Below are 17138 nucleotides of genomic sequence, written 5' to 3'. Positions count from 1 at the left end.
CGATGAACACACTCAGCACCAACTTAAAAGCGTACTTTTATTCCCGCTGATAACTCACTTACATCATTTTTTGATACTTTATAATAAGTATACTTTAGTAATAATTCAGTCTGCTTATAAACAGAATAACCTACAGCAGCACCTATGTAAGGTTTTGTAGCGTGTTCTTTATACTCTAAGCGAACACCATCCGTGATGCTACTTTGTATTTTATACTGATAACGATATGCACCTAAAAATACCTTTGTGCTTAAAGATTTATCAAGCATATGTCGGTAACCTACTTCAGCTGCCACTCCCTTTGGTAACACCGGTACAAAGCGTGAATAATCTTGATGTAATTTATCTATGTCAGCTTTTACTGTTTGGGCAGTTAAATCGGCTCGACCTTCACCTAAATCAATATATCTTATAGCGACTTCCCAATTGGGTGACAGGTCATAATAAGCGCCAATTGACCAGCTATTATCAGTATCATCAATAGAAACTAAATTAGCCTTTTTGTCCTTGGTTACTAAAGAATGCTTTGCTTTAGACTCACCTAGCGAGGCTTCAAACGACCACGTATTAGCCATTGCACTAGTGCTAATTAAACAACTGGTCGTTACTATTGCAAAGCTCGGAAACATTGATCTTCTACGACTGATAACAAGAACTGAAATCAGTAATAAACCCAATCCCCCCATGCTTCCTCCTGACGACTTATTATTGATAGCAACTGATTCAACAGCGCTAACTGTCACATTGACTTGTGCTGTAGACTTCGCACCTTTGCTATCTTTTATCGTGTAATCAATAATATCAACACCGTCGAAGCCGCTTTTAGGTGTGTATTGTAAAGTGCCGTTAATGTTAATTGACACTGTGCCCTGAGCCGCAACGGCATTGACAACAAATAATTCATCACCATCGATATCTGAGTCATTACGAAGCACATCTATTTCGATCGATGCATTATCAGTGGTTGTTGCCGAATCAAAAACAGCTGTTGGCGCATTATTTATAACTAAGTTAACTCTAACTTGGCTGTTTGATGTGCCCCCTTTACCGTCACTAATGCTATATTCAATAATCGCTACACCAACAAATCCAGTTGGAGGGGTATACAGTAACTGTCCATCGACAATGCTTACATCACCAAAATCAGCCGTCGCACCGCTTAAAGTCAGTGTATCACCGTCCAGATCTGTATCATTTTTTAATACATCAATAGTCGCGGATTCCCCTGCACCAATTGTTATCTCATCCTGATTAGCCTCAGGAAGCTGGTTCGATGTACGAATAGTTGCAACACCGCCTGGATCGACTATCGTTCGGTTCGCTTTGCCATCGTCATCATTAGGACCACCGTCAACAATTTGTAATTGTACACACCATGCACCTTCAGTTAGCCCTTGCGTCCACTCACTACTTCTTGGTGGAGGGCAATAACCAGGCTCACCTGCTGTAGAAAGTAATTGGTTGTCACCAGATGTATCAAAATCAATCCACTGCCCCTCTTTTAACTTTCTGTAAACAGAGTTTTGTGAAATTGGTTTTCTTTGCGGTATTACTATGCTGTAAGTATCTCCAGCATTAGGTAAACCCGTTGCAATAAAGTCAAACAGTCCGCCTGTATTTATCGCTCCTTCATCTTCAGGTAATTCACTATCAAGTAACTGAACGCCGCCCGTTGCATTTTGTGAAATCGTAACCCCTTTTCTCACGCAAACGCCCGGCTCACCTTCAACTAAAAATTTATCACTGTCTTTAACTTGTTCTTGCATGACATTACATTCACTGATCGCATCTAAATAATCAGGAATGCCATCACCGTCACTATCACCGTAGCCTTCTTGTACATCAGGGATAAGATCACCATCAGAGTCTTCTTGTCCTAGCGCCTCAAGTGAGGTTAACACTTCAACGTAAACATCTTTTGATGTTGATAGACTCGGCTCGCCAGAGTCTTGCGCTGTTACCGTTACTTTATAGATACCAGAAGTTAGTGATTGTGTTGAAAAAACAAATTCGTTTTCATTTGCGCTTGTATTAATAAGTTTATTATCCTCTGAAACCCACTTCAGCGTTACGTTATCGTTCGGATTTGCATCCTGAGTAACAGCTTTAATCGTAACGAGATCGTTACCTATGGTAACAAGTGATCTTTGTTGAGAATCTTGTGTAATACTGGTGCTAATAGTAGGTGCTACATTATTTTCTACAATAGTGATTGTGGTTGAAGACTTTGCACCTAAATTCAATGTATCTGCCAGTGTAATTACAACAGTTTCATTGCCTTCACTTTCTGAGTCGGCATAGGTTGTAAAATTAACTTGTCCCTGCAAGCCACTGTTAATAACCAACTCTGACGACACTAAGTCATGATCAGAGCTATCAGCAGTACCCGATACTTCATAGGCAATGGTCACTGGATAACTTGGTGCTTCACCATTTAAAAACACATTAAAGCTATGTGTTTTATTCTCAGCTATTTCGCTATTTTTACTAAGCGAAATAAGTGGACTCACGTTTACATTTTGCGTTGCGATTGCTTCAAGTCCGCTGCTGTCTACTGCTTTCCAGTAAACTAAATGCTTGCCTGGCGCATACAACAAACTTGGATTAACTAATGAGACTGCTAATTTATTACCTTCGCTATCCATTGCCGAAGGCACACCTAACTTGACCTTTGTAAACAACCCTTTTGCATTAACATCAATATCAACTGGTGTATCGATAGTTGGCAAATTTTCTGCTTGATTATTTAATCTTAATGTTGCTGTTGTTCTACTCATTTCTTTATCAGGGTCTTCAATCAAATAATTAATTTGAATGGTCCCTTTGGTGCTTGCCTGGGTCTGATAAACCAGCGTTCCCTCTTCAATTTGCACTGTTCCCACGCTAGCGTTAGCACTAACAATTACCAATTCATCGTCATCAACATCGGTATCATTAACTAACACATCAAGTGAGTAGCGATTATCAGCGTTGCTATTTAATGAATAGCTATCTGGATTAGCAATTGGCGCATCATTAATGGAAGCCACCGTAAAATTCACTGTAGCAATAGCAGATTTTTCCTTTGTATCATCTGCAAGATAATTAAAACTATCAGGGCCAAAATAGTCTGCATTAGGTGTATAAGTGAATGTATTGGCTTGCTTGGTTAATGTACCAAATTGAGGCTGCGACACAGCGCTAATTGTTAGTGTGTCTAAGTCTGCATCTGTAATATCAGGGGAAAAGCTGATATTAGAATCTTCATCAAGCTCTAAACTTAAGTTAGGTGCAATCGGAGCACTATTTGTTGATACCACTTCCAAGTTAAAAGGTGACAGGCTTGCCTGCTCGCTACCATTACTAACAGCGATAGTAATGTTTGGATAAAGCCCTACATTTGCCTTAGTGGGCGTACCCAATAAATTACCTGTTGCAGTATTGAAACTAGCCCAACTAGGCTTGTTAGCAATGCTAAACGTCAGTGCTTTATTTTGTGGGTCTGTTGCCGAAGGGGTAAAGTTATAAAGCTCATCTTGATTTACTTTTGTAGCTGCTGTGCCACTGATCTCAGGGGTAGTCGGTTTAGGCGCTTCAATTACTGTTATAGTAAATGATTTTTTAAAGGTTTCGGCACTGTCATCTGTTTGCACACAAACCGTATAAGCGCCCAGTGGTAATGCCGCTTTGGTTTCTAACGTGTTGCCATTGATTTGGAAAAAACTATTGCCCGCGCTTGTGGTACAACTACCCGTTGCAGCTGATGTAGATGAAACTAGCGAATAAGTATGGCTGCTCGAATCAGCATCCGTAGTCGTTAATACTCCAACATCAGCACCTGCCCCCACAACTGATTCACTAATCGTAGAGCTTGAAAGGCTGATATCAGTAGGCGCATTATTTTCACCCACTACGATTACTGTAGAAGAGCCAAAACTACCAATTGCTCTATCTGCGCCACCATTAGATGTACCGCCACTGTCTTTTATTGATGTAAGTGTAACAACTCTATTCTCGGTGGTAGGCGAATCACTGGTATTTTTATACTGTAAGAACGGCACATAACTTTGCCATACTGCAGCTGAATCTGTTGCGGTAACCGTTACCGTTGCCGTTGAGCCACTTAACATAACCGTGTAGCTAAAGTTAACGGCTCCCGAATAATTACCCGATGCATTATGCTCTAAGTTGATAAGATCGGTGCCAAATTGAAGAAACTCATGGCCCGTATCTTTTACATTAGTAACTGTTAGTGATATTTGTTCAATATTTTGCCCACTCTCAACCGTGCTAACAGCAGCGGAAGAGAAGATAGCCACTGCTGAGCCATTTTCTGTAAAGGTTGGGTTAGCCCCGATTGCTGATACTGTAGGCGCATCATTAACAGAGGTAATACTGACTGACGCTTGATTAGTACCGGTGCTTTGAACCGCGCCATCATCAAATACATAGTCAAGCACAGTTGCATTTAAAGGCACATCTGAGTTGTTGGCATAGGTAATAGCTTGCGCAACAGAATCTACGATTGCAGAAGTGGCATTACTATTAAATGTTAGCGTTAAAGTGCCTGCCGAGTTTGTGGTAACAGTCCCTATATTATTAGCATTGTAACTAAATGTACTTCCCTCAGTTAATGTACTGAGTAGTCCCGAATGAGCAAATATATCGTCGGCACTTGCGCCATCGCGCCGGCGAATAGTCAAGCTAGCATTGTTGTAATCCCCTGCGTTGCTGTTAAGTGCATCAAGCTCAGCATCTGCAATTGTCATATCGCTATCTATTATCACTGCACTGCCATTTTCGATAAATGTAGCACCGCCATTAAGCGAACTAAATGTGGGTGCTGAGTTCGGTGAAATAAAAGTAATGATAGTATCAGGGCCACTATCAGCAACCGTAAAGGTAAGGTCGTTGCCTGGTGCGTTTGTAAGAGCAAGAGTTAGCTCAGAAATGTTAAAATCAGTGGCGTTGGTATCTACTTCTAATGTACTTGTGCCATTAAAACGTACGTTACTGGCTGAAAGCCCTGTAATACCAGCAATAGTAATACGATCGCCTGCGGCTAAATCGGTAATTGTATCGCCTGATAATTGAGATGAGCTACCTACAAAATTATCATTACCTGCGTTACCTGTTAACGTATCTGTACCAGCGCCTGGGCGTAAAGTATCGGCTCCAGAGCCACCTTTAAGTACATCATCACCACTAAAATCTGATGAGGTCATTGTTAAAATGTCAGCGCTAAATGCACTTGCATCTAGCGTCACTGCAGCTGTAATAGCACTGCCACTAGCATTAGAAAAAGACACAACGCCAGCATCAGTATTAAAATTATCGGTTAAGGTGATAGTCGTGTTGCTGTTAGTGCCGATTGCCAGATTTTCAATACCCGATACCGTGGTGCTGGAAAAATTAAAAATACCACCATCCATAAGTTTTAGCGTATCAGCGCCAGCAGAGCCTGTAATGGTTGTATTAAAATCATTAATATTATTAACATCAATTGCTACTGTTGCAGCAGAGGCTAAGCTTAATGTACCAATATTAAAGAAGCCCCCTCCTGTGACATCCGCGCCATCAGATACGTTAACAATATCACTTGCTGTTGCGTCGCCTGTAAGGGTACCAGTGTATGCACTAGTGCCTATTGCAAACGTAACAACATCAGTAGCTGAAGTAGCATCCACATTGGTGTTACTGCTTGAAACTGTAATGATTCTAGTATTAGTGCTGTCATCACCCACGCTATAGCTTTCAACACCTGCTAAAGTAGTAAAATCGCCATCTCCGCTAATGGTAATAGACTCTGAGCCTGGAGCCGTGATTGTGCCTGAAAATCCTTGGTGCTGGCTGGTCGTCATGTTAACTGAAGCACCAGATGCCAAGGTTAGGTTATTTATATTATTTATGGTCCCAGCTGATATATTTGCACCATTACTTAAACTCAGTGTATCTGCAACAGTATTGTCACCGGTAATGATTCCAGTAAATGTAAGTGAACCTAAATCAAACGTAATTGCATCAGTCGCAGAGGTTGCAGTTACAGAGTGGCTAGCATTAGTGACAGTAACCGAGCGCGTATTCGTACTATCGTCATTTAAGGTATAACTTTCTATTGCCGAAACAGTACTTACATTACCATCTCCTGAAACAGAAATTGTCTCAGTGCCACTGCCTGAAACTGTGCCAGAAAAACTCGCAAGCTGAGATGCGCCTAGGGTGACTGTGCCACCAGCAGCAACCGATAAATCTTCAAACCCGCTGACTGTCGCACCTGATATATTACCACCGTTGGTAACAACCAAGGTATCGGTACCAATTCCGCCCGCTAAGATACCCGTCGCACTCAGTGCATTCACATTAACCGTGTCGTCACCACCACTACCGGTTAGATTCTGTGATGCATTGCCTAACGTAAATGTATTCGCTGCACTCAACACATACGTTTCAACCGAACTATTACCAGTTAGGCCATCGGTCGCGGTGCTTATGGTAATTGAATCAGTGCCACTTGCTGTTATCGAAGGAAAGCTGTCGTGCTGCGCCTCAGTCATCGTCACTGAAGCACCACTATTTAATGCTAAAGACTCAAATGCACTTACCGTGGCATTACTAATATCAGCACCGGTGCTCATTTGCAGTACATCGGTATCGCCGCCGCCAGCAAGCGTACCTGTCACGCTCAATCCAGCAATATTAATAGTATCAGCATTGCTACTACCGGTAACATTTTGCGCGGTCCCAGCTAAAGTAATATTAAAAGCAGCATTTAAAACATACGTTTCTATGTCTGCATCTGCAATTACGCTGCTATCACCATCTGCACTTGCCAAAGTAAATGTATTTGTTCCAGCGCCATTTATCGTTGTAAACGCATCGTGTTGCGACTCGCTGAGCGTTAATGAGCCGTCATTATAAGTAGAGAGCGTTTCAAAGGAGGTTAAACTGGTAAATTGTGTGAGATCACTACCATCTATAACAATAATCTCATCTGTACCGTCGCCACCTTGGGCTGTAGACCCAACAATATGACTGGCTGAAGATATGGTTAAAGTCTCATTGTCACTGCTGAAACTAATGGCTGGGTTTAAGTTTGTACCATCCAAGGTGCTAAAACCCGCCGCTGTAGAACTAGCTGCTGTAAGGTTAGCCACTGAAATTGTCGCGGTACGGCTAATACTGTTTTCAGTGCCATCATTAATGACAACTGACACTGTACGCGAAGTTGTGCTGGGTGTTGCACTGGTATTGTTATACGTGATTGCTTTAAGGAAAGTGGTAACTTCAGCCGTTGTTGCAGTTGCACCTGTAATAGAAATTGTGTCTTGTAAACTAATATCTGATGCACCACTTACACCCCCAAGTGCATTTTGCGCACTGGCAGATACATTAAGACCTTCTGAGGCGCCATCTTGATCATTTGTTAATGCAACGGTTATTGTTGTTATTGAGTCGCCATCACTATCACCGGCTTCAGCATCGGGTGCAATCACGGTAGCAGGGCTGCCTTCAGTAAACGCCGAAAAACTCCCTGTACCTGGAATCCCACCATTTAAATCAACAACAGGCGCTGAATTAACAGGAGTTGAAGACAAGTTAGTGATGGCAAGGTTGTCAATTTTTAACCAGCTAAGAGTAGAGTTATCAGAATAAGCTATTTTTAACCATTTTATTTCTGTAAATAACGCACCAGAAGCATTTATAGTCTCGCTGCTACCGCTAGGTAAAGTCCCGCTATCCGCTACGCCTCCTTTATCCGTTGTTAGCCGTATGACTCTATTACTAGCACTTGAGTTATAAACATATAAACTAGATAAATCAAACGTTTCGTTATTTGTAAAATATATTTTACTGTATGTCTGAGTTGATGAGCTTGTAGATATATAAACATAGCCCGCTGAAAAATTATATAAATCTTGACCCCCACCAGCCCCAGACTTAACTTTTATGCTGTAACTAGTACTCGGTATTACATAACTTTTATTATTAGCGTATCCCGTAGGTAAATTATCAAAATTCAATGTACCATCAAACGCTAACACCTCGGAAAAGTCAATCAAGGCTCGCTCTGAAAATGGCCTATCAGCAAAATCGACATCCCCTTTAACTATTTCTAAATCCCAATCTCCGCCTTTATGACTATTACCGGTTAAATCGTCAGAAGCGGCTACATCAAGCTCCGTTGACTGACTAAAGAGTGTTAAAAATTGATCGCCTTGCAGACCCTTACCAAGGTCACAGCCATAAAAAAACACATCCCCACCAGGTTTTACAGCCTCCTTAAATACCGCCATAAATTGTGGGTTACTTTCAATAACCTCAGTATTTATTTGGCTGTTACCAAGTTGTAGCTCTCCACTGCGCCCATGAGAAAATATACTCACGCTCTCTAACTGTTGGTAACGACCAAGCAACTCTTCGAGCTGATTTATACCTGATTCATCAGCATTGAGTTCAACAATCTCTGTCTCTGCATTTAGGTCTCTATAAAATACAGCTTTATCAGGTACTTCAGCATCGATAATGACTAAGTGCTTAGTATCACGTGTTACTGTCAATGTAAGATCATCTGCATTTGCCTCAAATGACTTAATACTTACCTGCGGAGCTAGGTTGAAATTAGCTTCTGATTGTGTTGGTGCTTTTACACTAGGCGCAAGCCCTGTGGCTTGAGTAAGCCCTAAAACCGAACCAATAAAAATCGAAATTGGCGATAAAGAGAAGTGAAGCATTGGGTAAATCCTTTAAGATATTTATGGAGAACCTGTTTTTAATACCATTATTGGTAAATTAAGGTGTTTTTTGTGTTATCAAACTTGCCTTACTGCCTTGTGGTTCTAACCAAAAAGCCATATCACTATATTTTTTAAATAGTTCAGGAGGTAGCACAGTTTTACGACCGGTAAACTCCACTTTACTTTTAACTTGATGTAAGCCATCTGCGCCCAAATTTTTATCAAACTCACTGGCATTGTATGTCACGTTATCAAAATCATGCGCAAAGCTCGGTAAACCTAAAAACTGATAGATCAGAGCCACACTCTTTTCCGGTTTACTTACGAGCAAGTCGTAATCAAGCAATAGTAACTGTTCCGAAAATTCACCATAAAAACCCTCTTTTAGCGCAGCCCAAGCACTGCCAAAAGGCCCTTGATTAGACGCAATGTGCTCACAGCGGGTATACACGTTTTGTCGTGCTGCGGGGGAATAAATACGGCTAAATTCAAGACTGTTTTGCCTATAAACACGTTCAAAACTGTCCATTATCCAGGCTGGATTTCTGACTAAACAAATTACTTTAAAATTATTACCAAATAAGGAATTTAAGATATTAAGCTTTGCAGTCCACAGTCTATTGGTATCAAAAATAATGGGTTTTTCAATATTTTGGTAATACCCAGACCAAACCCCATGACATATATTCAAGCGCTGCGCTGAACTAATGCTACTAGCAAACTCACTCCCAGCTCCCATTTGCTCAAGTAAACTAGTAACAAAACCAGCTACAGGGGTTGACATATCGGCATGAAAATCGGGGTTTTGCCGTAATATACCAGCCAATAATGTTGAGCCAGTCCTCGGTAAACCAGCGATAAAATGATAATGACGCGACATAAATAGTTAACTCCGACTCGGATAAATCCCTTGCATGGAGATGATATGATACATAGCAACAAATGGTGACTGAGAATAAAACGGTTGGCCATCACCATTTAAATTAACGATACCTGTTAAACTATTAGCGGGCAGATTTAGAGCAATGTTATCTTGCGCTGGAACATCAAATGTATCAACTGTCACATTACCAATACTGATCAATGAACTTGGTGCCGTAGATTGATATATTTTTTCTTGTTTATCAGGCCCACCACCAGCAATAACCTTAGCAAGTACTGCACCTGCTGTTGGTTCTCCACTATTAGCATTTTGTGTTGTTGCAATGTTTGCAGATCCCGTTACTCCACTTATCGTCTGCCCAGGAATACTGACAGAAACTGACTGTGCAGAGCTTGGCAATGTAACCGTACTTTGCATCGATGGCAAATTATTATGTGTAAGATAACTAAGTTCACTTCCGCCATACTGGCCCCAACCACGACTGGACAAGCCAGCCCCACTACCAACACCTATCGGTGTACGTCCTCTAATATCTGGTAACCCCATTGACGTACGACCGTCACCACCGTACGTAGAACCAATAAGTGAAAAAAGGGCGGTATTTTGAGCAATAGACAACATCTGTCCTGCACATATAGCCCAACCTTTAGGGGCAAAATTTCCTGCAAAAATCTCTACATTGCCTAATAATGGGTCTGCGCTCATAACGTATTTCCTTTTAAAATAATTTATATAATTACAATTGCATACCAGCTGTAATATTAGCTAAAGATGCAAAACGATAGCCTGAAATACACCCAAACTGACATGAAACAATATCTAATGCCACTGAGCCTTGTTTAGTCTGCACAACTAACCCTTGTGACTTGTCAATACTTAAGACCGTACCAGCTGGCTCTGTGCATGACGCTTGATCAACAAAGGATGCTTGTAGCACATTAAAATCACCAAATTGACCTGATAAAATAAAGCCCCCATAAAGCGGATTACCCGCTCTTGCCGCCGCGACTAAATCAACCGCGCTATACTGTTCAAAAGACAATGTTAAATTATCGTAGTTGAGGGCTGTCGTGACCTTGATTTGTTCAATGTCGCTATCTGATTGCCAATGCAAATTATCAAATTGTTCGAAGAAAATACTCAACACTTGTGGGATTGCAGATGCAACGCGAATAGCAAGGCTTTGATAAGTATCAAATGGGTGAATGGCTATACCCTGCTGTAACGAAAATTGTAGGGGGTGTTCGCAGCTTAAGCGATAAATAGTTAGTAACAAATTATCTTGATGCTCTCTAATTTGCCAGTAAAGTGGATCAGTACCTTGATAATCTGATAACTTTGCAGGGTAAATTCCATAAGCATTACCATGAAAAGAATCAATAATCGTTTGACTTTGAGTTCCCGCATTAAAACAGCTCAAGGCCATTGATACTTGCCAATCATCGAGTTGTGCAAGCAACGTATCATCATTATTCCATACTGAAAATTGTATTTTTTGTGATGCGCAATGTGCTTGCAATTGACCAATTTCGCTTTGCATGTTATTTGTTTGCGTTGGCACTAATACTACAGCGACTAACAACTGGCGCAGTATCAACATATCAATCGTAGGTATAGATAAACAACTTGAAGTAAATAACACTACCTTGCTAATTTGCTCCATAGTGTACCTCTTCGTCAACTTTCGTCGGCAAAAAACCTGTCAAACCGGTAAGCTTATAATAAAAATCTATTTTATCTTTTTTTGTAAGTAATAAATCATCTACTGCGGGGGCGTTTGGTACAAAATCAATACATACTGAAAACATAGGCAATGGATGCGTAATGCCTGACTGATATTGCTGTAACCAATGCCCATTATACGTCATTACTTCAGCGTAAAGGACAAGCGTTAGTTCACTTACATCAGTAGCTGTTTGAGGAATAGAAACTGTGTTACAGCGTACAACTTGTTGTTCTCCAAGAGCAATTATATCTAGCGTGAGCAAACTATGACGATCAAGAGTTAATATATTTCCCAGCTCAATTCTTTTATTCAACGTATCTTGATTTAATATCAGATTCGCAGCATCGCTTTGCGGTTGCAGCCACTGTTCAACATATTCTCGTTGGCAATTAACTAATGCAGCATTAACCATGATTTTACACGGTAACATTACTCCATGATGGCTTAGTTGAGAGGCAAAGTTTCTGCATATACTCAAATGAGCTTCTTTAGAAAAACCATGCTGAAATGCCTCAGCAATAAAAATATCAAACGCTTTGTTACCTTTAAACAAAGCAGCATCAGCCTCGTAAATGCCATCGATATAGTCATTAAGTTGCAACTCATTAACTAACACCTTGAGAGATTTGATCGCTCCTGGTTGAATATCGACTAAAGAAATGCGTACTTCTTGTGGTGAAATAATTTTTTGCTGATCCATATACAGTAACATAGGTAATAATAACGGGGCGAATGGACCACAAGCTGGGTAGACAATATTTATTTGCGAATCCCGTTGTTGTAAATCATTAATAAGCTCAAAAATCCCTTTGTAGAAACGGGTGTTGCGATGTACATCTTTTATTGTTGTTGTGCAGTTTAAAACCGACATCACTAGGCCATGTTGATTAATATACTGTTTTGTCATTTCAACTTCATGCAATTGAGCTTGCCTAAGGACTTTCATTGCTTCTTCGTAAGCGTCAACAAAAAGTTTTTCAATTAACACAGTATCGTCTCTTTCAGTCAGTGCTTGATCTGCGATTGCTAAAAAAGACTGCTTTAGAGTCAACGCTGTAACTGGTTGCTGTTTAAACAAACTAATTTGATCGCGCAGTGCTTGATTAAGTAACCCAGTTACAACTGGCTCTTCACTAATACATGCGGCTGACTTAGACAATTGATGGTTTAGCACCACACACTCCTTATAATTTATAATATATATATTTTTTAGCGTACAATGATGTAGCAATTAAACTGTGAAGCCATCCATTTTATCAATATTATTGGTTGCGCAACTTGATCATGTATGGCCTCAAAAGCTTTAACTAATTAAGGTGTTCAACTTGGGCGTTGCTCAACGCCAAAGTCATCGCATCAATAAAACTATTTTGCAAAAGTAGGGGTTGTTGTCTGATTGTTAATTTTGCTTTTGAAAAAGATTCAAGCCAGGTAGGAATCGAGTGCTTTGATAGCTCATCAACTTGGGGAACCGCGTATTGTAAACTCCCTGTGGATTGTGCATTTAATCCCTGCATACTTAAACATTCCTTTGAGCTTTTATTGTAATACAAAAATTCTATAGTAAATTAATGTTGTATTTACAAAATAGAATAGTCCGCAAAGCGTAGAACGCAACTTTTTAATTCTTGTATTTTTTAGTAATTACTAACTTGAAAAGTCTATCAACTTATTTTTAACAATAAGTTATGTATAATTTTGGCATAAGTTAAAAATAAAAAATATTACACTCTATTACACGGCATTCTTTTTTATTCATAGCGAGTCTTAGCTACTTATTTTAATGGAGTCATATTTATATATTGTACAATTCGAGGTGTACTCCCCTTATTTGAACAACTACCGTGCGGTAATGTATGTCGCCATACAATTAAGCTACCTGCTTTTGCTGCTAATGGAGTACTGTGGCATTTATCGAAATTAAAAGAATGTGGATTGGTATTTTTAGGTAGGTTAGCAAGCCAGTTGTCTATTTTTTTATGAAAGCCAGATACACAACTGAATTCACCTTGTTCAGCGACAACGTCAGTAAGGTATAGTAATCCTTGCGTTGCAAATCTGAGCGGTTTATCAAAGTTTATATCCCAGTGAAGATTTGGCCCAGGAAACTGCCAACTTTCTGTCTGTGGTGGATTAAAACTAAGCCTATCAGTGCTTGCTGTTAAATTTTTTTCACCCCACAATTGCTCAAATACATCTCGCACCTGAGGCTGGTTCCGAATAACCTGCATGGTTATATCATTAAAAATTTGTACCATAATTCCCTGTTTAAGTTCATGATTTCGATACCATGAAACAGGATTGTGTTTATCCATGTTCAAACGTTCATAAACCATGTTACAAACGTCTTCACATAGCGTTTTTTCCACTAGCTCAGGAATAATAACGTAACCATTATCATCCCAGCTTTGCCACTGCAGTGGCGTTAAAATAAAGTAACGAGGCGTCTCTACTGATACTGTTTCATTGTTTATGTCTGTTTCCTCAAAAAATGAAACAATGTTTTTATTAAGCTGATTTCTTTTTGCGTTTGAAATAGCTCTACCATGCGATTTTTCTACCCAATTTTCAAATTCGGAAAAACTATCACTCGCAAAAATAGACTCTATAGTCGGTGTGAGCCCTAAGCCTAAAATGTCCATTATCATGACATCTAGCGACCATTCGTCTTCTATTATTGTTTTATCCGCACAGCCTTGTTTTTGTAACTGTACTTTGTGCCACATTCGCTTTAATTGAAATAGACCTAAGCCTCCAGTTTCTTTATAACAAGGAAGTGTACTCGGCGCTATTGTGTCCGAAGGTGGTACTTTTGCTATCAGCTCATTTTGCATAACAACTCCTTTTCCTTGCTTGATTTCAGACAACTAAAACACCTTAAATTGATTTATTAACGCTGACTAAACTTAATTAGAATAGAGTGCTATATTATTGCAAGCAACAATTGTTGTAGATAAATACATGGAGCGATATGGATACTGAGTTGCTGAACAGATACCGTAATGCGGTTACACATTTGCTAAATGAGCCAGGTGATGCTGGGTTGATGAAGCCTTTTATCAACGATTTAAAAAATTACTTAGGGAATATTACGTCTATATCAACTGATTTAGATATGAATGACTGGAATGATGAAAATACATCCCAAGGCGTTGCGATTTCTCCCGTACAAGCAGCTAAATGCATTGAAGAAACTCTTCGTACACAAATCTTTATGCAAGGTGTTAAGCTCGCTATCGAAGAACGTTTAAAAGCAACGACTGATGATATTCACGTTCTTTATGCCGGTACAGGCCCTTATGGTACGTTACTTATTCCTTATTTAAGTGTTGCCACAAACCCGCGCATAAAAGTCACTCTCATTGACATTCATCCACAAAACATCAGTGCAATTAAAAAGCTAGTAAAGCACTTTTCAATCACCCAAAACATTGTTGCAATCACGTGTGATGATGCAACGCGTTGGCAAGCAACAGACTCCCAGCAATTTGACATTATTATTTCTGAAACCATGACGGCTCTTTTAAAGCGAGAACCCCAAGTTTTTATTTTTGCTCATTTATGTCAATACCTGAGTGATTCTGGCACCTTGATCCCACAAAAAATTTCTTTAAAGGCATGGCTAACACCTTTTAATTCTTTAATGCAGACAGAAGATAAACCGAGCACTGACATACTCTTAAAAGAGTTTTATTGCTTAAATATCGACGAAGCTAAGCGTTTAAATACGGGAGATACATCAACCTTTAAAGGCAGTGTGCTGATCCCAAATGGCGTTGAAACTAATTACAGACTAAAACTAACAACCAATATTCAAGTATACAAACACCTTAAATTGACCGAAAACCAATGTAGTTTGAATATACCGCTGACATTTTTACCTCATGATGCGCAGCTTCGTGGCGGTGAAGCTATTCATTATGAATATATAATGCCCAAATGCGCAGACTTTATATTTAAATTCCCCATAAAAAATATAATTAAAACAGAGACTAAATTAGCTAAATTTACAGATCTTAATAATTTAGGTTTACCAGGCGTAAAGCGTATGTTTGAGCGTGCACAGGCAGCTAAATGCGGTCACTCCTTCAGCATAGCCGACGATGAATGGGCACAATGGACCAATCTATTGGATTCATTAGCCTTGCCATATCATGAAACATCAGTCGCACTTTATCAAAGCCAACGTATAGAAGAATTTGAAGCTTGGCTAAGCACTAACAGCAACCTCACATTATCATGATTATTAACGCTCAAGTTAACACAGATAAACAGCTTAAAGACGTTGAAAAAATTTTAACCTTTCTTACTCATATTGGAATTAAGCACCGGTATCAAACCTTAGATGAAAAAACTTTTTTACCCGGCCTTAAGCTAGAAAAAGACGTTTTATTGCTTGATTTTGTCAATGGGTTCTATCCTGGTGATATCCTCCATGAGGCTGGGCATATTGCTGTCTGTGAGCCAATTTTTAGGCCCCTATTAGATGCTGACTTTTATAAGAATGGCTTACTTGCGGGCAGAGAGAAGCAAGCTATGCACGCAGAAGAAATGGCAGCGACAGCTTGGGCTGTTGCTGCAGCGACTCACTTGTCATTACCACTAAGTATTATTTTTCACGATGACTCATACAAAGGCGCTAATAATTCACTAAAGCATGCTTTTGAAAATGGGAAAGGCTTTGGGTTTCCATTATTACAAGCATGGCAAATGACTTGCCCAAATAAAGGTTACCCTGCAATGGTTAAGTGGATCAGAGATTGTCGCTGGATAGAAACGCTTCCAAATATATAGTTTGCAAAAAGCGGATGAACTTTGTTTAAAATAAAAGGACAATTTAATTTATGAAAATATCCTCAAATAAACATGACTTTTTCCTAAAAAACGGTTTTGTTCACTTTAAAAATGCACTTTCGATAACATTACTTAAAAAATTACAACGTTTTTCAGATAAATTAGAAGCATCAGCACTAAAGAATTTTCACAATGGACAAGTCAATAATCAATGTTGTATCTCAACAGACTCTGGTGTGCCTCGCCTTTTTCGTTATAACGACCTACTATTCGAGTCACCTGAGTTAATAATTGAACTATTAGCTAGCCCACCACTCATCGAAGTTTATAAAGAATTGGTAGGAGATGGCGCGGTTCTTTTACAATCAGATATTGTTTTTAAATACTCACCTCCCCACCCGCATATTACTTGGCATCAGGATGCTCCTCATTCTAGGCAATATCCTTATTTAAATATTGGTATATACCTTGATGACGCTCTTTTAGAAGATGGTTGTTTACGCTACGTGCCAAATACTCAGCATAAAATTTTAGATATTTACGCACTTTCCAATCAATACGGATGGGATATTCCAAATGTAGTACAACAACCCGCTAAAGCAGGTGACATCATAGTTCATGACATAATGGTTTTACATAGCTCAGGGGCAAAGCGCAGCCAAGGTGCCAGAAGAACTCTTTACGTTGAATTTAGGCCAGTTTTAGGGATTACCGAAAGTGGAAAACAAACTAATGAGTGGGCCGAACTGAGAAAACAATGGATGGCACATGTAATTAAAGCGGCAGATCCAGGCAGTATTCCGCAAGCTTGGCATGAATTTTACGGCGAACCTAAATATGATTTAAGTACTTTAGTTAAGCTCATTAAAGCCAAGCCTGAAGCCCCCATCCCTTCGATTCATGCCCATAAAAATGTAGTTCATCCAAATTACCCTACTCCCAAGGATTTACGCTAATATCACATATAATTTGAAAATATTCATTTTCTCATTAGGGTCTGTTGACCTTTCAGGACTAAAAT

The 17138-nt window shown here is 39.6% G+C and carries 10 protein-coding genes; 3 read left to right on the top strand and 7 right to left on the bottom strand.

Annotated features, from left to right (window positions below; translation table 11 throughout):
• Positions 1 to 23: 23 nt before the first annotated feature.
• From AC0L7Q_RS04620 to AC0L7Q_RS04590, 7 genes are all read right to left on the bottom strand, one after another.
• Complete coding sequence (locus AC0L7Q_RS04620; protein WP_409425014.1) at positions 24 to 8711, bottom strand: Ig-like domain-containing protein; 8688 nt, start codon at positions 8709 to 8711, stop codon at positions 24 to 26.
• Between the two features lie 58 nt (positions 8712 to 8769).
• Positions 8770 to 9594 carry a sulfotransferase gene (locus AC0L7Q_RS04615; RefSeq protein WP_409425013.1) on the bottom strand — a complete coding sequence of 275 codons (825 nt, stop codon included), beginning with the start codon at positions 9592 to 9594 and terminating at the stop codon, positions 8770 to 8772.
• Between the two features lie 6 nt (positions 9595 to 9600).
• Positions 9601 to 10302, bottom strand: a complete 702-nt coding sequence (locus tag AC0L7Q_RS04610) for a phage tail protein (protein ID WP_409425012.1) — start codon at positions 10300 to 10302, stop codon at positions 9601 to 9603.
• Between the two features lie 31 nt (positions 10303 to 10333).
• A complete protein-coding gene (locus AC0L7Q_RS04605) occupies positions 10334 to 11260 on the bottom strand; it encodes a hypothetical protein (RefSeq protein ID WP_409425011.1) in 927 nt (308 codons plus the stop codon).
• Positions 11247 to 12497, bottom strand: a complete 1251-nt coding sequence (locus AC0L7Q_RS04600) for a hypothetical protein (protein WP_409425010.1) — start codon at positions 12495 to 12497, stop codon at positions 11247 to 11249. Before AC0L7Q_RS04600 ends, AC0L7Q_RS04605 begins: the two co-directional genes overlap by 14 nt.
• Before the next feature lie 133 nt (positions 12498 to 12630).
• On the bottom strand, positions 12631 to 12840 hold the full coding sequence (locus AC0L7Q_RS04595) for a hypothetical protein (protein ID WP_409425009.1): 210 nt from the start codon (positions 12838 to 12840) through the stop codon (positions 12631 to 12633).
• Positions 12841 to 13098: 258 nt separating this feature from the next.
• Positions 13099 to 14157 (bottom strand): phytanoyl-CoA dioxygenase family protein, encoded by a 1059-nt coding sequence (locus AC0L7Q_RS04590; protein WP_409425008.1) that lies wholly within the window; start codon positions 14155 to 14157, stop codon positions 13099 to 13101.
• Positions 14158 to 14294: 137 nt separating this feature from the next.
• Here AC0L7Q_RS04590 and AC0L7Q_RS04585 point away from each other — a divergent pair, with 137 nt between their 5' ends.
• Genes AC0L7Q_RS04585 through AC0L7Q_RS04575 form a run of 3 tightly spaced genes read left to right on the top strand, consistent with a single transcriptional unit; the run spans position 14295 to position 17073 of the window.
• Positions 14295 to 15566, top strand: coding sequence for an SAM-dependent methyltransferase (locus AC0L7Q_RS04585; RefSeq protein ID WP_409425007.1), 1272 nt, complete (start codon positions 14295 to 14297; stop codon positions 15564 to 15566).
• Positions 15563 to 16117 carry a hypothetical protein gene (locus AC0L7Q_RS04580; protein ID WP_409425006.1) on the top strand — a complete coding sequence of 185 codons (555 nt, stop codon included), beginning with the start codon at positions 15563 to 15565 and terminating at the stop codon, positions 16115 to 16117. The genes AC0L7Q_RS04585 and AC0L7Q_RS04580 overlap by 4 nt, the downstream gene beginning before the upstream one ends.
• Before the next feature lie 50 nt (positions 16118 to 16167).
• Entirely contained in the window at positions 16168 to 17073 is a 906-nt protein-coding gene (locus AC0L7Q_RS04575; RefSeq protein WP_409425005.1) for a phytanoyl-CoA dioxygenase family protein, read from the top strand.
• Positions 17074 to 17138: the final 65 nt, after the last annotated feature.

It is taken from the genome of Pseudoalteromonas sp. KJ63-1 (assembly GCF_055808145.1).
This window is presented reverse-complemented; position numbering and strand designations above follow the sequence as displayed.